The 17,088-nt window shown below is 51.3% G+C and carries 16 protein-coding genes; 7 read left to right on the forward strand and 9 right to left on the reverse strand.

Annotated features, from left to right (window positions below):
* Positions 1-44: 44 nt before the first annotated feature.
* A complete protein-coding gene (locus BLT35_RS27045; RefSeq protein WP_174351194.1) occupies positions 45-194 on the reverse strand; it encodes a hypothetical protein in 150 nt (49 codons plus the stop codon).
* A 160-nt stretch (positions 195-354) separates the two neighbouring features.
* On the opposite strand from BLT35_RS27045, the gene BLT35_RS15820 reads away from it, so the two are divergent.
* Both BLT35_RS15820 and BLT35_RS15825 read left to right on the forward strand, forming a co-directional pair.
* The gene (locus BLT35_RS15820) at positions 355-885 is read left to right on the forward strand and encodes a hypothetical protein (RefSeq protein ID WP_074728897.1); all 531 of its coding nucleotides are present in this window, start codon (positions 355-357) and stop codon (positions 883-885) included.
* A 110-nt stretch (positions 886-995) separates the two neighbouring features.
* Entirely contained in the window at positions 996-1,991 is a 996-nt protein-coding gene (locus BLT35_RS15825; RefSeq protein ID WP_074728899.1) for a hypothetical protein, read from the forward strand.
* A 183-nt stretch (positions 1,992-2,174) separates the two neighbouring features.
* Here BLT35_RS15825 and BLT35_RS27050 read toward each other — a convergent pair whose 3' ends face one another.
* Positions 2,175-2,351: a hypothetical protein gene (locus tag BLT35_RS27050; RefSeq protein WP_171006006.1), complete on the reverse strand. Its 177-nt coding sequence runs from the start codon at positions 2,349-2,351 to the stop codon at positions 2,175-2,177.
* Positions 2,344-2,511, reverse strand: a complete 168-nt coding sequence (locus BLT35_RS15830; protein WP_249929662.1) for a hypothetical protein — start codon at positions 2,509-2,511, stop codon at positions 2,344-2,346. Before BLT35_RS15830 ends, BLT35_RS27050 begins: the two co-directional genes overlap by 8 nt.
* A gap of 153 nt (positions 2,512-2,664) precedes the next feature.
* Here BLT35_RS15830 and BLT35_RS15835 point away from each other — a divergent pair, with 153 nt between their 5' ends.
* Positions 2,665-4,020 carry an MFS transporter gene (locus BLT35_RS15835; RefSeq protein WP_074728901.1) on the forward strand — a complete coding sequence of 452 codons (1,356 nt, stop codon included), beginning with the start codon at positions 2,665-2,667 and terminating at the stop codon, positions 4,018-4,020.
* Between the two features lies 1 nt (position 4,021).
* Here the strand turns inward: BLT35_RS15835 and BLT35_RS15840 are convergent, their stop codons facing one another.
* Complete coding sequence (locus BLT35_RS15840) at positions 4,022-6,325, reverse strand: transglycosylase domain-containing protein (RefSeq protein ID WP_254777578.1); 2,304 nt, start codon at positions 6,323-6,325, stop codon at positions 4,022-4,024.
* A 178-nt stretch (positions 6,326-6,503) separates the two neighbouring features.
* On the opposite strand from BLT35_RS15840, the gene rluF reads away from it, so the two are divergent.
* Positions 6,504-7,208: a 23S rRNA pseudouridine(2604) synthase RluF gene (rluF, locus tag BLT35_RS15845; protein ID WP_054817023.1), complete on the forward strand. Its 705-nt coding sequence runs from the start codon at positions 6,504-6,506 to the stop codon at positions 7,206-7,208.
* 268 nt (positions 7,209-7,476) lie between these two features.
* On the opposite strand, the gene BLT35_RS15850 is transcribed toward rluF, so the two are convergent.
* On the reverse strand, positions 7,477-8,367 hold the full coding sequence (locus BLT35_RS15850; RefSeq protein ID WP_062410283.1) for an AraC family transcriptional regulator: 891 nt from the start codon (positions 8,365-8,367) through the stop codon (positions 7,477-7,479).
* A gap of 329 nt (positions 8,368-8,696) precedes the next feature.
* Between BLT35_RS15850 and BLT35_RS15855 the strand changes: the two genes are divergently transcribed.
* The 3 genes from BLT35_RS15855 to BLT35_RS15865 are packed head-to-tail and all read left to right on the forward strand — an operon-like array spanning position 8,697 to position 12,523.
* Positions 8,697-9,866, forward strand: a complete 1,170-nt coding sequence (locus tag BLT35_RS15855; RefSeq protein WP_062410284.1) for a galactokinase — start codon at positions 8,697-8,699, stop codon at positions 9,864-9,866.
* A gap of 37 nt (positions 9,867-9,903) precedes the next feature.
* On the forward strand, positions 9,904-10,890 hold the full coding sequence (gene galE, locus BLT35_RS15860; RefSeq protein WP_062410285.1) for a UDP-glucose 4-epimerase GalE: 987 nt from the start codon (positions 9,904-9,906) through the stop codon (positions 10,888-10,890).
* 43 nt (positions 10,891-10,933) lie between these two features.
* Complete coding sequence (locus BLT35_RS15865) at positions 10,934-12,523, forward strand: UDP-glucose--hexose-1-phosphate uridylyltransferase (protein ID WP_074728903.1); 1,590 nt, start codon at positions 10,934-10,936, stop codon at positions 12,521-12,523.
* Between the two features lie 67 nt (positions 12,524-12,590).
* On the opposite strand, the gene BLT35_RS15870 is transcribed toward BLT35_RS15865, so the two are convergent.
* From BLT35_RS15870 to BLT35_RS15885, 4 genes are all read right to left on the reverse strand, one after another.
* Positions 12,591-13,985, reverse strand: a complete 1,395-nt coding sequence (locus BLT35_RS15870) for a sensor histidine kinase (RefSeq protein WP_496559585.1) — start codon at positions 13,983-13,985, stop codon at positions 12,591-12,593.
* Positions 13,960-14,640 (reverse strand): response regulator transcription factor, encoded by a 681-nt coding sequence (locus tag BLT35_RS15875; RefSeq protein ID WP_074728908.1) that lies wholly within the window; start codon positions 14,638-14,640, stop codon positions 13,960-13,962. The genes BLT35_RS15870 and BLT35_RS15875 overlap by 26 nt, the downstream gene beginning before the upstream one ends.
* 2 nt (positions 14,641-14,642) lie before the next feature.
* Positions 14,643-15,494, reverse strand: coding sequence for a DUF8832 domain-containing protein (locus tag BLT35_RS15880; RefSeq protein WP_074728909.1), 852 nt, complete (start codon positions 15,492-15,494; stop codon positions 14,643-14,645).
* A 195-nt stretch (positions 15,495-15,689) separates the two neighbouring features.
* Positions 15,690-17,039: a DJ-1/PfpI family protein gene (locus tag BLT35_RS15885; RefSeq protein ID WP_074728911.1), complete on the reverse strand. Its 1,350-nt coding sequence runs from the start codon at positions 17,037-17,039 to the stop codon at positions 15,690-15,692.
* Positions 17,040-17,088 lie beyond the last annotated feature (49 nt).

The raw sequence follows: 17,088 nt of genomic DNA on the forward strand, positions 1-17,088 counted from the left end.
AGGACGAACACCCGGATCGGCTATCCCACCCGGGTGTTCGACGCTTATTCTTTTTCTTTTTGCGTGGCGCCGATCAAATTTTTCGTGGTTTTGACGTTCTCTACCGTATCGTTCACAAATTCCATGCTTTGATTTTCTGCTTCCGTAGATGCCGTTCCCTCATAGTTGCCTTGATGCTTTTTGTTCTCCGACATGCGAGCGTCCTCCTTTCGCTTACCTGCTGCTGATTTCATGATTTAACGTGCTCCTCAATCTGGGAAAATATACTTCGGACCCGGTATCCCTTCCTTCCCGCATGGGAAAAAGGCTTCACGGGATACTAATCCGGAGACTTCGGTAAGGAGGTAGAAGACAATGGCGTGCGATAACATCCGGGTGCCTTTCGGTTACGAGCCGCCTGATCCGCGGAATAAGGAACGAGGAAGTCTTTGGGTATACGATAGTTTCGAGGAATTTACGGAGCGGGATCTGGAGAAGGTTTTGGAGCTGGCCGACCGGCGAAACCTGGCCAAGACCGTATTTTACCCTCTTCATGAAGAGACACTCCGCAGAATGGTCAAAGGCGCCTTCACGCCATACTATCGCAGGGTGGATGCGCTCCAGGCCTTGCTTGATGCCGCCGGGACCGATCTGGATTATGTGATCGAGCGGTTTGAAAACAAACGTAAAAAATACACTCCGGTCGACACAGCCTTCCGTTTCCTCGAAGATAAATACGATGGGCCTTTCTTCGTATATGTTACTGGCGATACGGCGAATTTGCTGGCCTCTTATGATTCATTCGAAGCCTGGATCAGAAAGCTCCGCCTCTTGATATCTGGTAAGGAAGTCGGAGGAATCCACCCGCGTTTGCTCCAGTACGAGCATCGCTGGGAATGGGTGTAAACGGATGGCCTGAAAATTGGCGGAACATGCGAACCTTATGGTGACTCTTCAACAATGACATCGAGCGGTAATGGGTTTTATGAGGCCATTTTGAAGCAGGAGGGGGAACCATGGGGGCAAGAAAAAAAATCGCATGGATGGTGATCGCCGGTTTGCTGATCATCAGCTTGATCAGCGGCGCGGCTTGGATCGGTGACCAGCCGGTTTCGGCGGAAATTTCGGAGCAGATCAAGGGCCAATTCGTTTGTCTGGACGAAGGAAACCGTAGAATCACTGTGGCCTATGAGGACATGGAGAGAACGTATCCGCTTGCAGCGGATGTGTGGGTATACCGGAATTCGCAAAAGGCGACGTTGGCGGAACTGAAGCAGGGCGATACACTGGACATCATCTTTAACAGTAAAAATCAAGCGGCTTATATCAAAGCGGCGGATCAAAGCACGGATGCAGAAGCGGCTCCTGCCGTGCCTGCTGATGCCGGTCCGGCTCCGTCCGCACAAGCAGCACCTTCGGTGGAAGCAGCTTCGCCTGCGGAAACAAAACCTGACAGTAGCGGGGGGTCTGCGCCTTCATCGGATGTGAACGCCGGTGTCTCTGCCGTGCCGCCGGCTGCTCAGCCTTCTGCAGGCAGCACACACGTTCCAATGGAGCAGGATCTCTATGCCTGGCCGTGGAAAGAGCTGGAGCTTGAACTGAAAAGCAAGGAGCTGGAGCTCAAGCTGGAGCACGAGCCGAAGGGCAAAGAAGCAGAAGCGGAACTGCAGATCAAAATGAAGGATCGCTCGGTGATCCGCATGAAAGGCGCGGAGGCAGAGCACGTGTTGTTAATGTTGATGCAGGGGCTGCCCGAGGATAAAGCCGCTTGGGTGCAGGCGCTGAAGCAGCGTTTAGCAGCGGAGTTCAAACTGCGGGATGTCTCTTCCGCCAAATGGAAGCTGGATATTCAATGGAAAGACGATACCGGTGCCGTGATAATCCCTCCGGCCGAACATCCGAAATCGGAGCTCAAAGGCAAAGGAAAGGAGAAGGAGCACAACAAGGGAAAAGGGCATGACAAAGACCGCGGCAAGCACGATGACGACGATGATGACCACGACGACGATTAAAAGGTCAACATGCCTTCATCAGACACGTAGAAGGACCTGACGCTGTTCCGTCAGGTCCTTTTTTTGGTACGCCCAGCATGGGCGTCATGTTAGGGTGAGTGTCCCGAACGGGGGCTGGCGAGCGCCTACCGTAGCTGAGGGCAAGACCCTCTATGTCACGCCCCCTCCTACTCGATTGAATGATTACTCCTCGGGCGTACGGTCAAGATACAACCGAATGACCGAGGTGGAATCCCCATGCTCGATTTCCTCGCGGGAAGCTTTCTCCTCCAAAGGATCGTGAGTGTTTAAGCCCGGCGCAATGGTCGGTTCGTTATGTCTGTGTTCCGGCGTTATACGGGATTTGCGGCTTTCAGGCATGAGAATCTCCCTCTTCCGACTTGGAATAAGCGATCAGGGTAATGGCTTGTCCGGTCAGCCCGGAAAGCTTGGACTCGGCCTCCTGAATGATGCTGACCGTCTCCGATTCCGATGGTTTCGGCAAACGGGCGACTTGATAAGATTTGGTTTCGATTTTCATCGTCAAGCTCCTTCTATCGGCATTCGGATAATGTGAACTTTTCTTATCCTCTCCGATGAGAGAGTCATTCATGCATTGGTAGATCGGACCCGGAAGCTGTGATATATTGGAAGTACTGCAAAAATCGAAGGAACGGAAGGGTGGGGAAATCCGATGAGCCTCCAATGGAACCGCATGGCCGTGATGACCAGCATAGTGCTCGCCGTGCTGATTTCATCGATAGATACGACCATTATGAATACGACGATGCCGTTAATCGCCGAAGAGCTTGGAAATGTAAAGCTGTATGCGTGGAGCTTCGCTTCCTATATGATTATCTGTACGATCGTAACGCCGCTCAGCGGACGGATCTCCGATATATTCGGGAGGAAAAAAGTACTGGCCGTTGGGATCTTAATCTTTTTGGTAGGCTCCATCCTGTGCGGAATGGCATCCTCCATGCTGGAGTTGGTTCTGTACCGCGGCGTCCAAGGGCTGGGGGCCGGAGCGATGATTGCCTTTCCGGCTATTATTGCGGGCGATTTGTTCTCAGTGGAAGCGCGGGGCAAAATCCAGGCGCTTTTTACAGGTATGTGGGGATTATCGGCTGTATTGGCGCCCCTCCTGGGCAGTTTGTTTATCGAGCGATTAACATGGCGCTGGATTTTCTATATCAACATCCCGATTTGTCTGGCCTCTTTATTGCTGCTGATTCCATATCGGGAAGTATACCAGGCCCGCAAAAGCACAATCAATTATACAGGATCGCTTTTGTTCGGGTTGGGGATCGGACTTCTCCTTCTCAACACGGTGGTTGCGGAAGGCTATCTGCTGTATACCGTCCTGGGCCTGCTGTTCATGGCGCTTTTCATATGGAATGAGCGAAGGCATCCGTCCCCGATCGTACCGATGGAGCTGATGCGAAACGGGACGGTAGCGTGGATGAATCTGAATGCCTTTTTGACCTGTGCAGCTTTATTCGGCGCTTCGAGCTACATTCCATATTATTTGCAGCACCAGGGATATTCGGTCTTTATGAGCGGGCTGGCGCTCATCGGCATGTCCGTTGGGTGGAGCCTCATGGGGGTGCCTGCAGGCAAATGGATACTGAAATTCGGCTACCGGCCGCTGCTCGTGATCGGGAATGCCCTTTTGGTTCTGTCGGGTCTGCTTTTGCTGTTTTTACCGGATCAGGGGGGCTTCTGGTTCGTTAATGGCGCCTTGCTGCTGCAGGGGATGGCCTTCGGCTTGCTGGTTACCGTTTCCGTCATCGGCTCCCAGCAGCTTGTCGATTCCCATCAGAAGGGAATTTCCACCTCGCTGCAGGTGTTTGCCCGTAATATCGGGACAGCGGCGGGAGTAACGATCATGGGGGCGCTCCTGACGAATGCTCCCGAATTTATGACCGGGATACACCGGCTGTTCCTTTATGGCTTCATTGTCGCGCTGGTCGCACTAGCTTCCACTCTTTTTCTGTTTATGAAGCACGAAAACGCAGGTATGCCTGCCAAAAAGCTCGGCGAACTCTAAGTTAATCGTCGCTCTTTCGATCTTTCCTTTCTTCCTTAGCTCTTCTTTCTTCGCGTTTGGGCTTGCGATCTTCTTCGTCACGGTACATATTTTGCCGCTTGGATGGCTTGGCTTGCAGTTGGGCTTGCTGTGCGGCAAGCACTTCATCCGGGACAGGGAACGGGGTGACCGGCACATCCTTTAACGCCCGGGTCATGATTTCACGAAAGAGCACCGCTGGCACCGCACCGCCCGAGGTCGTCAGGTAATGATTCTGATCGGTCTTGTCGTACCCGAGCCAGATCGCGGCGGTCAGCTCGGGTGTAAATCCTACGAACCATGCATCTTTCGCCCCGTTGCCGCCAATCCTTGCAAATTCAGGGGTATCCGGCAGCTGGGTCGTGCCTGTCTTCCCCGCCGTGGGGCGTCCGTCAAGAAGCGCAGCCGCTTGGCCCGTTCCGACGGCTACGGCTTCCTGCAGAAGCTGCGTCATCGTATAAGCATGGACGGGAGCCGTGAGCATTGTCCTCTGCGGTACGGCTTCGACCAAGGGATGCCCGTCCTTGGTTGTGATCCGTGTGATGACGTGGGCCCGTTCCATCACCCCTTGATTGGCGATGGCGCCGTAGGCCTGTGCCATCTGCAGGGGGGAGACGCCCGCGGACAGACCGCCGAGAGCCAGGCTCAAGTTGCGGTCTTTCTCCGGCAGGTCGATGCCGGCCCGGCGTACATAGTCCAGCCCCGCATCGATCCCGATTTCGTTCAGGAGCCAGACGGGAGGGATGTTCCACGAGCGCAGTACGGCCTCCCGCAATGTAACCTGCCCGCGCGTCTGTCCATCCCAGTTGCTGGGCCGGTAGCCTCCGATGTCGAGCCGACCATCGTAAAGCAGCGAGTCGGGAGTGTACCCGCGTTCGAGCGCAGGGCCGTAAACAGCCAGCGGCTTGAACGTAGAGCCTGGCTGGCGCTTCAGCTTCGTAGCGCGGTTGAAGCCGCGGTATACCTGATCCCCGCGTGCCCCGACGATGGCCCGAATGCCGCCGGTACGATGATCGAGCACGACGACTCCGCTTTGAACAGGCCGATCCCCCGGACCTGCGGGAAACAGCGCATCGGTGCGATACACTTCTTCGGCAGCCTGCTGCACCTTCACATCCATTGTCGTATGAATGCGGAGTCCCAGCGTCAGTATTTGCTGCTCCGTGAAGCCGTACAGCCTCTCCGCTTCATCCATCACATAATCTACGAAGGAGGGATATCGTCCCTTGAGCGATTCTCCATTGTCGGGTTTGAGCGCAATCGGCTGATTGATGGTTTGCGCGTAAGTCGCTTCGTCAATGGTCCCCTGTTCCAGCATCAAGGAAAGAACCAGATTGCGGCGTTCCAAGGCTTTATCCGGATTTTTGACAGGCGAGTAGAGCGTCGGCGCCTTCGGCAGCCCGGCGAGCAGAGCCGATTCCGCCAGTGTCAGTTCTTTAACCGGCTTGCCGAAATATTGCCAGGCCGCTCCTTCCACGCCCCAGCGTCCTTCTCCATAATAGATGCTGTTTAAGTACAGCTCCAAGATTTCATCCTTGCTGTAGGCAAAATTGATTTTGATGGCGTAGCCCAATTCTTTCACTTTCCGGCTGAGCGTTTTATCCGAATCCAGGAACAGGTTTTTGGCCAGCTGCTGTGTAATCGTGCTGCCGCCTTCCTTCAGGGAGCCCGACTGCAGATCGCGGATCAGCGCCCTCCCGATCGACCAGAGATCGAATCCCGCGTGTTCATAGAAGCGGCGATCTTCCACGGCGATCACGGCGTTTTTCAGGTCTGCCGGAATCTCCTCAAGCGGCACAGGGATGATGCGCGAGGAGGAAAGCTGGGAAACCGGCTGTTCGCCGGCATCCATCACGAAGCTCGGCTCGGGAAGCGGATGCTCGAGCTTGCTGATATCCAAGCCGCGAACCCACAATGCGAACAGACCGATGAAGGATGTACCGGCCAAAAACAGCAGCAGAGCACTCCACAGCAGCATCCGGCGCTTGACCCTCCACTTCCCGGATTTTGCGACTTTAGACGGTGCTTCTGTTTCCGGTCCAGCGATATCCGTCTTGTTCTGCTTTTGTTCCGGTTTCACGGCAGGTCCCTGGGAACTGCTAGCCCCCTGCGATTTTCCGGCTGTTTTGCCCCAAGCGGCACGTGCGGCCTGAAGCGCCTGCTTATGGTTCCTTTCAGGGGAACCGGACGGATTATGCCTCACACCGGATGGCTTTTGGAGGGAGGCCGACGGTTTGGATTCTTTAGGGTTCCGGCTCAACCAGCCATTTATCGGTGAACGTTTCATTCCATCTATACCCCTTTCTATCTCTGCTAACCTATTCGCAGCCACCCCCCTTTTTAAGCTGGTGGACGGGCTGAAAAACGGAAAACCGTGACACGGGTTTCGGAAATTTGATACGGGAAACCGGCATGATATAATAAAGCAATGAAAAATGCCAATGATATGCGGAAGTAGGGTTTTCATGCGAATTAACAAGTTTATAAGCGAAACGGGTTTTTGTTCCCGTCGTGAAGTGGATAAATTGATCGAAGCGAAGCGCGTGACCATTAACGGCAAGCTGGCGGAGCTGGGAACTCAAGTAAACGAGGGCGATGAAGTACGGATTGACGGGAAAAGAGTGGGTGCTAAAAAGAAGCATGTGTACATCGCACTAAACAAGCCGGTGGGCATTACCAGTACGACGGAGCGGCATATCCGAGGCAATATCGTGGATTTCGTGGGGCATCGGGAGCGGATTTTTCCGATCGGGCGGCTCGATAAGGATTCCGAAGGGCTTATTTTGCTGACCAATGACGGGGATATCGTCAATAAAATTTTGCGTTCGGAATACGAGCACGAAAAAGAATATATCGTTACGGTGGATAAGCCGATCACGCCGATGTTTGTTCAGGGCATGTCCGGCGGCGTCCGCATTCTCGGAACCGTGACTAAGCCGTGTCGGATCACACGTCTGGACGATCGTACGTTCCGCATTATTTTGACCCAAGGACTCAACCGGCAGATCAGGCGGATGTGCGCGGCTTTCGGATATGAGGTGCGAAAGCTGAAGAGGGTGCGTATCATGAATATCAAGCTTGGCGATTTGCCGTTAGGGCGGTGGCGCGATCTCAAGCCTGATGAGCTGGAAGCTTTGTTTCGTCAGATCGGGCATGAAGCTCATACGTGACGGATTCAGGCACCTGAATTTTGTAATCTGTCTTGGGAGGCAAGCGGCGACAAGACGCCGTTTACTTCCACGATGCGGCTCAACAAGCCGATTTCGAGTCCCGGAAGCGTTAGGTGCCGGGGCTCTTTTCAACAATAAAGATTTTTCCCCGGCCAGTGTCTTCTCACCTAAACCAGTTGTTGACGACCCCGACTAAATCCCCGTTTCCATAATTTACAATCTAAGATAAAATAAAATATAACATTGTCCAAGCCGGATGAATGGCCTGTCAACCTTGAGGTATCGGATGAAGCACCGCATTGCGGTATTCCGTAGGCGAAGCCTGATAATGCCGTTTAAACTGCTTGGAGAAATATAACGGATCCTGGAAGCCGACCGACGAGGCGATCTGTTCGACGGTAAGCTCTGGCCGTTCCCGAAGCAGGTGGCGCGCCTTATCCAGCCGCAACCGCAGCAGAAACGTTACGGGGGTCAGCCCGGTATGCTTTTTGAACAACGTCGACAAATACGCGCGGTTGTAGCCCAGCGTTTCGGCCATCAGCTCGATGGTGATCGGCTCGGCATACTGGGCGGTCAAATATTGCAGCGCCTGTTGTACCGTCTGCTCTCCGCCCGTGGTTTGTCTGGGCATGCTCGCCTGCTGCGGACGAAGGGCTTCGGCGTACTCCGCGAACAGCAGATGAAGCAACCCGTTCGCCCGGAGATTGGCGCCGGCGCTGCGGGATTGAAAGGCAAGCTGAATCTGGCGATACAACGCGCCGATCTTTCGCCTGCGACCGGTATGGACGATGGGGGCAAGCGAGCTGAGGCCGATGTCTTGCAGCATCATGGACGCTTGGGGACCCTCAAAGGCAATCCAGCAATAATGCCAAGGCTCATCCCAATCCGCCGCGTAATGAATCAGCTGGCCCGGCTCGATCAGGAAGCTGTCCCCTGCGCCGAGCTGATAGGTTCGTCCCATACAAGCATATGTTCCTTTCCCGGACAAGATGTGATGAATAAGATAATAGTCGACGACCTTCGGACCCGGTTTGTGCCCGGGCCTGGTTTGGCTGTTGCCGGAGAACAGCACCGTCAGCGGGCTGCCTTCCGTCGGAGTCTCCGGGTTCGAAACGACGTAATAGCTATAGGTCCGTTTGGCTGATGAGGAAACGGGCATTAGAAGGGCTGCCTCCTTTGCTGTGGATTGAAATGTATTCCGCAGTATGCAAACGATCCATGTTTGCATGGCGCACGGCTGAGCGTTCCGATCCGCTTCGGTCAAGCCGTCAGCGGAAAGGGGGTACAACACGCTCCGGAACCTCTTATTTATGGTTACATTATACCATGTCATGGGCAGCGGACCCGCAATAATCTAACATTTATCCATATCAAGCTTACATCCTTCCATAGTGTCGGCGGAAGCGTCCGCGTTATACTTGAGGCATAGATTGATCAGAACAACAATGGATTTTTCCAATATACTATGGTAAACGAGGTGAAGCCCTCATGACAGAAATCCAAGCATTGAAGGAGCAGTTCGTAAAGCTTTACGGGGCTGGAGATTCCCGTCCGATTCGGGTGTTTCATGCCCCGGGGCGCGTGAATCTGATCGGTGAGCATACGGATTACAACGGGGGCTGCGTATTGCCTGCGGCACTTACCTTCGGGACGACGATGCTGATTCGCAAGCGGGCCGACGGGCAAGTGGGTTTGGCTTCGATGAATTTCCCTCTCCGCAAACATATTTCCATTCAAGGTTTGGTATACAACCAGGAAGACGGCTGGATCAATTATCCCAAAGGGATTATTCGTGGGCTGCAAGAGAAGGGCGTAGCTGTCGGAGGGTATGATATCCTTTACAGCGGTGCGATTCCGAACGGGTCCGGCTTGTCTTCCTCGGCTTCCATCGAAGTGGTGACGGCTTACGGTCTGCTGTCCATGGAAGAACAGCCCGCGGACAAGGTTGACATTGCTCTTTTGTCGCAGAAGGCCGAAAATACGTTTGTTGGCGTGCAGTGCGGGATCATGGATCAATTCGCAGTGGCCATGGGGAAGAAGGATCACGCGATTCTGCTGATGTGCGATACGCTGGAATATCGGCATGTGCCTTTTGAAACCGGCGTCTATAGGCTGGTGATCGGCAACACCAATAAGAAACGCGGGCTCGTCGATTCCAAATATAACGAAAGGCGCACCCAATGTGAGCTGGCGGTACGTGATTTGCAAGCGCTGCATCCGGGACTAACGCTGCTCGGACAGCTGTCGTTGGAACAATTTGAGGAGGCCAAGCATCTCATTGAGGATGAAACCGTGAAGAAACGGGCACAGCACGTAGTGGAAGAAATCGACCGTGTGCAGCAGTCCATTAAGGTGTTGGAACAAGGTGATTTGGAAGCGTTCGGGGGACTCATGACGGATTCCCATCGCTCCCTGCAAGACTTGTACGAGGTGACGGGCCCGGAGCTTGATACGATGGTGGAGTCGGCGCTTCAGGTTCCAGGCGTGCTCGGGTCGCGAATGACCGGTGCCGGCTTCGGAGGCTGTACCGTATCCCTTGTGCATCAGGACAGCGTAGAGCGGTTCATCGAAGAGGTCGGCCGCGAATATTTGAGAAAAACCGGCTTGCATCCGGACTTCTATGTATGTGACATTGGAGATGGAGTCAAGGAAATATAGAAGAGAGTCGCCCATGGGGAGACGGAAGGAGAGAAACATGGCTATTTTGGTTACTGGTGGAGCGGGCTACATCGGTTCGCATACGGTGGCGGAGCTGCTGGCAAAAGAAGAAGAGGTCGTGGTGGTCGATAATTTGCAGCAAGGGCATCGCGATGCGGTGCTCGGCGGAAAACTGTATGTGGGAGACATTCGTGATGCGGAGTTTTTGGATTCGGTATTTAGAGAAAATGACATTGATGCGGTGATTCACTTCGCAGCAAATTCGCTTGTCAGCGAAAGCATGCAGAAGCCTGGTAAATATTATCACAATAATGTTTACGGGACTTTATGCCTCCTGGAAAAAATGAACGAATATGGCGTGAAAAAAATCGTCTTTTCATCTACTGCAGCCACCTACGGAGAGCCGGAAAACATCCCGATTCTCGAAACCGATCGAACGCTTCCGACCAACACTTACGGGGAAACGAAGCTGGCGATGGAAAAAATGATGCATTGGTTCGATACGGCCCACGGGATCAAATATGTATCCCTGCGTTATTTTAATGCCGCAGGTGCGCATGAAGGGGGCCAAATCGGAGAGGACCACACGCCAGAGACGCATCTGATTCCGATTATTCTGCAGGTGGCGTTGGGTCAGCGGCCCCACATTTCCATCTTTGGTGATGACTATGCGACGCCCGACGGCACGTGCATCCGTGATTATATTCACGTCAGCGACCTGGCGGATGCGCATATCCTCGCGGTGGAGAAGCTGCGTCGGGGCGGGGAAAGCAGCGTATACAATCTCGGTAATGGCCGAGGCTTCTCTGTGAAGGAAGTTATCGATATCGCACGTGAAGTGACGGGGCACCCGATTCCTGCCGTCATGGAAGCGCGCCGCGCCGGAGATCCGGCCATTCTGGTCGCTTCCTCGGAACGTATGAAAGCCGAGCTGGGGTGGAAGCCGAAACGGGACATCCTTACGCAAATCATTGCCTCTGCGTGGAAATGGCATCGGACACATCCGAACGGCTACGGCAAATAAGACTGGAAGTGGGGACCACAGCTTAGAAGGGGGAGGGATGACAATGGAATATAACCAAACGGAAACGGGCTGCAGCACTTCCGATCGAAAGGCGGCTTACCTGGTGGAACGCTTGCTTCAGTTCGGATTGGTGCAGAAGCTGCTTGAGCCGCTGGATGTTTACGCGGCGCGCAACGGATTGCTCGATTTGCTTCGCATTGCCGAGCCTTATACGGGAGAGCTGAGGGAGCCTGCCGCAGACAGTCCTGCAGAGCTGCTTGAACCGCTGCTGGATTACGCGGCCGATACGGGGATATTGGAAGAAAACCATACGACGCTGCGCGATTTAATGGATTCCCGTATCATGGGCCAACTGATGCCGCGGCAGTCGGAGCTGGCAGAGCGGTTTTGGACTATAGCGAGGAGGGACGGAGTAGAGCGGGCGACGGACTTTTTCTATAAGCTGTGTATCGATTCCAACTATATTCGTATGGACCGGATCCGTAAAAATCTGTATTGGCTTGCACCGACGGAGTATGGAGACCTGGAAATCACCGTTAATCTCTCCAAGCCGGAGATGGACCCCAAAACCATCGCGATGCTCAAAAATGCCCCTCAAAGCCATTATCCCCGGTGCCTGCTCTGTGTAGAGAACGTGGGTTATGCGGGAAGGTTGAATCACCCTGCCAGGCAGAATTTGCGGGTTATTCCGCTTGAGCTGTTGGGTGAAACGTGGTATTTCCAATATTCGCCTTATGTGTATTATCATGAGCACAGTATTATTTTCGACGGGTTGCACCGGCCGATGAAAATGACAAAGATGACCCTCGGGCGGCTGCTTGACTTCGTTGACCGGTTTCCACACTATTTTATCGGCTCGAATGCCGATCTGCCGATCGTGGGCGGATCGATTCTGAATCACGACCATTTTCAAGGCGGCCGTCACCGATTTCCGATGGAACGGGCGGAGGTGGAGGAAAGCTTCAGCCATCCGGACTTTGCAGGAGTGAAGCTCGGCATCGTCCATTGGCCCATGTCGGTCATCCGCCTCTCAAGCCGTGACCGGGAGCTTCTGCTGAAGCTTGCCGCTATGGTTTTGGAGCGCTGGAAGGAATATAGCGATCCCTCACAAGACATCAAAGCCTACTCCGAGCAAGAGGGGACGAAGGTGCCGCACAATACCGTGACTCCCATTGCCCGCAAAAATGCAAGCGGCGATTACGAGCTGGATCTTGTGCTGCGCAACAACCGAACCAGTGCGGAGCATCCGGAAGGTATTTTCCACCCGCATCGGGAGCTGCATCATATTAAGAAGGAAAACATCGGCTTGATTGAGGTCATGGGTCTGGCGGTGCTGCCGGGACGTTTAAAGGACGAACTGGAACTGGCAGCAAGATTGCTGACCGGAGAGACAGCGTTGGACGAGCGGATGATGCTGGACCCCGGGCATCCGCTGCACAAGCATAAAGCTTGGCTGAAGGAACTGGTTGAACGCTACGGCACGGCATTGCCGGACGAGAAGGCTGCAGAAGTGCTTCGGAACGAAGTGGGCCGCAAATTTTTGAATGTGCTCCAGGATGCGGGCGTATATAAGCTGGATGCGCATGGCCGTCAAGGCTTCCGCCGTTTCCTGAGGCACTTGGGAGTCCAATAGGGAGGTTTGATGCCTGACCGCTCATGGAAACGGTCAGGATTTTTGCGTTTGTTATGTGAAAAAACGATCAACTTTTAATTGACTGTGGCAATGTAACCGTAAACGTTGAACCTGTTCCTGGTGCTCCTGATACTTGAATATCACCGGTATGAAGATCGATGATTTTTTTCACGATCGACAAACCGAGTCCGTTTCCCTTAACGGAAGGATCGCGGGATTTATCCACTTTATGGAACGGTTTAAAGATATCTGCACGTTCTTCCTCAGGAATCCCAATGCCATTATCGGTTATAGAGACGGTGATCAGATGGTTATTCTTACCGGCTTCAATCCGAATCGTTCCACGGACCGGCGTGAATTTAATGCTATTATTCAGTAAATTGATCCACACCTGGCTGAGCTGATCTTCATCCGCTTGTACCGTAATAGCCTCTAATTGAACATCCATTTCAATGTCTTTGGCTGTCCATTGAGGCTCCAACGCAATGACGACCTTTCGAAGCTGCTCATCCAGTCGGTACGTACTTCGCTTCAACGGATGAAGTTCCTGCTGTAAATAGGATAGTTGAAGCAAATTTTGACTTAATCGCGATAATCTCTCGCATTCCTGTTCGATGATGGTCAAATAATGGATTCGGCTTTCCTCACTCAATTTCTTCTGCTTTAACGCTTTGCTAAAACCTGAAATCGAAGTTAAAGGCGATTGAATTTCATGCGAGACGTTGGATACGAAATCTTGCCGCATTTGATCCAGCTTCGCAAGCTCTTGTGCCATTTCAGTAAAGCTAACGCTCAAAGCACCAATTTCATCCTTCCGTTTTGTTTGCAGCTCAACATCGAACTTTCCTTTTGCCATAAGCTTTGTTGCTTCTGTCAAACGAAGAATCGGGTGGACGATATAACGGGCAGCGACGATAATAAGAAAACTCCCGAAAAACAAGATAATAATATACATGAGATGAATGGAATTCATGATCTCGTCTTCGATCGGATTCTTCTCCACGGTTACAAATAAACCGTAAGGCTCCCCATTGACCTGAAATGGAAGTCCGATGACCGGAAAATGAGGGACGTGTGCATTCTGGTGCTCACTGGTATCGATATGGCGGACGATATCGCCTGAAAGCACGCGTTCAATTTGAGCAGAATCCATTAGCAAGGATATCTTGTTTCTATCAAGGAGGGGGGTACCGTCCTTATTGTACAGTTGAAGAAGGTTACCCGAAAGGCCAGAAAGGCTTTGCATGAAAGGAATCAAATCGGCGGATGATGTTGTCTGGTAAGAATGTATGATCTTCTCCCCGTTCAGGATGAGCGTTTTTTCTATTAGCTTTTGAATGCGGCCTTCATACAAAAAGGACGAAACAACAAATGCCGTAACCAGGCTCAACATCACAATGCCGACAAAGACAAATACAACGCGGGTATAGAGCGATTTAATCTTTGTACACCTCCAGCCGATAACCCAAGCCGCGAATGGTCACAATGCGGAATTGAGACTCAAATTCGGCAAACCGTTCCCTTAGCCTCTTGATGTGAACATCCACCGTCCGTTCATCCCCTTCATAATCCACGCCCCAAATGTCCTCAATCAAATGTTCCCGCGTAAACAACTGCCCGGCATAGCTGCCCAGTTTGTAAAGCAGTTCAAATTCTTTCATCGGAATGGTGACGGTCCTCCCGCCGTTGTAGATCACCTGATAACTATTGCGGTCTAAAGAAACGTCACCCAATTGAATCACACTGGAAGTAGAAATACGATACCGCTTGAGCAGCGCCTTCACCCGAAGAACCAGCTCGACCGGGTCGAACGGTTTCGCCAAGTAATCATCCGTTCCAAGCATAAATCCTTTGATTCGATCTGCCGACTGCCCCCTCGCGGTAACCATCAATATCGGTATATCCCCATATTCACGGAGCTTCCGGCATAGAACCCATCCATCCATTTTCGGCATCATAATATCCAAAATCACCAGGTCAACTCGATGATTTTCGGCATACTCCAACGCCTCCGCTCCGTTCGATTTTTCTACGAGCTCAAACCCCTCATCTTCCAAGTACAAACGTATCAATTCCCGGATGTGAGCTTCATCATCTACCACTAATATCCTTGGCAAATTTAATTCTCCCCTTTGATTTCTACCACAAAAGGAAATGCTCTCACTTTTCCATGTTGTTTAAACTCAGCCCATATTTTATAGATGCCCGGCTGCTTGAACTCTGTTTCAAAAACCGGATCCTCATGATTGGCCGGATGAACATGAAGAAACTTCTGTGCAGTTTCATCAAGAATGACAACATGCCCCATCGCTCCCAAATAAGGAGTTAAATTGGTTTTATCGAGATCAAATGCTAACGTTACAGGCTTATTGACATCAAAAGAACTCATATTCAGTGTTACGGTTTCTCCGTCGATATGCTGAGTAAGCGTATTGTCCGGCTTAAGCTCCTCGTTGTTCGTTGATCCGCTTGGAGTGCCGACTACAAACGGAATCGGTTCTGCATGAAATGCTAAATTTTTCGGTTTAATATCAATAAAGGCTTTATAAAATCCTTCAGGCAGCATATTTCCAATTCTAAACTCGCCATTGCCCGACTGTTCGGGGTGCACGTGATAATACTTCTGCAGACGTTCATCCACAATGATCAGATGAAGAAGCTTCTCATGATTTACTTCTAAATCGTTAACTGGGTTTCCTGCTTTATCCTTCAAAAAAATCTTTATTTCATTTTCATCAGATTGAACAAACGTAATTACCTCGCTATGATCCTCATGCTGTGAATGACTTCCATGTTCATGGCTGCTTCCATCCTCTTCGCCATGATTTTCATCGTATTGATGCTCTTGTGCAGATGCAGGTTTTGTATCATCAGCGATAAACTCATCATATATGGTAAAGCCACCTATCATGACTGCCACATAAAGAATTGACGTTATGACCCATTTATCAAATATGACCCATTTACCCATTTCAACCAACCCTCGCAATCATTATTTTGGTCAGTCCGTTGAATGAACTTACGCTATGGACACCATATTGTTTATGCGGAAACCTTTAATCGCGGCGGTAAAATGCCGTGGAAGTGAGGGGAATCCGATTTAGCAGTGGTGTGACTTTCCCCTCCATGCTTCCGCGAAAATTTAAAAAAAAAGTGAAGGGCATTTCTATTTCTTCTTCATGATGAACCGTCTGTCAATATAAAAAGCTGCCAACACGGATATGACAACGGTCAAAAGCAGGTTCGCATAAGTTTCAAGAGGAAACGGCTTGCCTTCAAGATGGATATCATTCGCACGATATTCCATTCGTTTCACCGCATGTCTGGCCGTTTGAAGGTCCTCTTGCCGGGCTAAATCTTCAAGTTGGACTTCGAACATAAATCGATCCGGGGAATCGCTATGGACGAGCTGAAGCTCCGTGGTCTTTCCTCTTTCGTTCCAGTTTTTAACATCCTCCGCAGCCAGCGATTTGGCTTGTGTTCCCGAAACGATCATTTTATCCAATTGAGGGGCATTCGACATCGTGTATCTGGATAGCAGGTTCAAACCGTGTTTCGTCACAATGGGGGCATCCGCGCTTGAAACGGAAAGGACCTTTGTCGTTCCGGTGTCTGAATAGATATCAAATACGGAAGCCAGTGCCATTTCCTCCATACCGTCATACAGCAGCACGCCTGCCTTTTTCTTGTTCCACTGAAAAGCGTTATTCAATACATAGGTTGCATAGCGCAGATCGATGTAAAATGGTTCGACCTTTGGATTTTGAAGGAAGTGATAAGAAGGATAATTCAATTCTTTCGCTATTTTGGCCGCCATCGGATCGCCCAGTTTTTGTGAGATGACATAGAGGACGGCATCGATTCCTGATGAAATACCTGCTGAGGATATCACATGATCATCATTAGTAACATAACGCAGATCCCTTTTCCAGTTCACTTCAGGATATTTCTTTGAAAGAATCCACATCGTTTGCCAGTGAGATGCCGCTGACTTTCCATTTAATAATCCAGTAGCGGCAAGATTGTCCGCGCCCGCGCAAATGCTCAATAAAGTGGTTTCCTTGTGTTGTTGTATCCATTCACGGACGGGTTGATAGCTCTTTTGGTCAAGCATGGTCATGTAAGGGATCGCGATAATGTCAGGACTTTTACCCAGCAGTTCATCCATTTCTTTAAAAGAGTAGTGCGGCACCACATCCAAGCCGCCAGTCAGTGACTTCACCTGATTGTCCGCAGCAACGGCAAACACATTGTATGCGCCAGTCATAGAAAACAATTGATACGGAGTCATGAAATCCAATCCTTCCGTGGTTTCATTCCCCAGCAAGACGGCAACCGTAGGTTTATTGGGATCATATTCGGGTTGCTTTATTCCTTGCAAAGAAGGAACGGGCTCTTGGCGAACCGAACCGTAAAAATCTTTTTGAGAACGAAAATATCCGAACGCTCCGACCCCTCCCACAAACACAACGAAACTACATAAATAAACGACGAAACGCAATAATAACTTCTTCATTTGATTTCCTCCTCGATGATTAAGGTCTTTCATTTACAATACCGGAGTA

It is taken from the genome of Paenibacillus naphthalenovorans (assembly GCF_900099895.1).
Classification (GTDB): Bacteria; Bacillota; Bacilli; order Paenibacillales; family NBRC-103111; genus Paenibacillus_G; species Paenibacillus_G naphthalenovorans.

Bases quoted from the DNA above. Each gene is read 5' to 3' on its own strand.
- rluF (WP_054817023.1), top strand. From the start codon at position 6,504: ATGCGAATTAACAAGTTTATAAGCGAAACGGGTTTTTGTTCCCGTCGT.
- BLT35_RS15820 (WP_074728897.1), top strand. From the start codon at position 355: ATGGCGTGCGATAACATCCGGGTGCCTTTCGGTTACGAGCCGCCTGAT.
- BLT35_RS27050 (WP_171006006.1), bottom strand. From the start codon at position 2,351: ATGCCTGAAAGCCGCAAATCCCGTATAACGCCGGAACACAGACATAAC.
- BLT35_RS15825 (WP_074728899.1), top strand. From the start codon at position 996: ATGGGGGCAAGAAAAAAAATCGCATGGATGGTGATCGCCGGTTTGCTG.
- BLT35_RS15830 (WP_249929662.1), bottom strand. From the start codon at position 2,511: ATGAAAATCGAAACCAAATCTTATCAAGTCGCCCGTTTGCCGAAACCA.
- BLT35_RS15885 (WP_074728911.1), bottom strand. From the start codon at position 17,039: ATGAAGAAGTTATTATTGCGTTTCGTCGTTTATTTATGTAGTTTCGTT.
- BLT35_RS15855 (WP_062410284.1), top strand. From the start codon at position 8,697: ATGACAGAAATCCAAGCATTGAAGGAGCAGTTCGTAAAGCTTTACGGG.
- BLT35_RS27045 (WP_174351194.1), bottom strand. From the start codon at position 194: ATGTCGGAGAACAAAAAGCATCAAGGCAACTATGAGGGAACGGCATCT.
- BLT35_RS15835 (WP_074728901.1), top strand. From the start codon at position 2,665: ATGAGCCTCCAATGGAACCGCATGGCCGTGATGACCAGCATAGTGCTC.
- BLT35_RS15850 (WP_062410283.1), bottom strand. From the start codon at position 8,367: ATGCCCGTTTCCTCATCAGCCAAACGGACCTATAGCTATTACGTCGTT.
- BLT35_RS15880 (WP_074728909.1), bottom strand. From the start codon at position 15,494: ATGGGTAAATGGGTCATATTTGATAAATGGGTCATAACGTCAATTCTT.
- galE (WP_062410285.1), top strand. From the start codon at position 9,904: ATGGCTATTTTGGTTACTGGTGGAGCGGGCTACATCGGTTCGCATACG.
- BLT35_RS15840 (WP_254777578.1), bottom strand. From the start codon at position 6,325: ATGAAACGTTCACCGATAAATGGCTGGTTGAGCCGGAACCCTAAAGAA.
- BLT35_RS15865 (WP_074728903.1), top strand. From the start codon at position 10,934: ATGGAATATAACCAAACGGAAACGGGCTGCAGCACTTCCGATCGAAAG.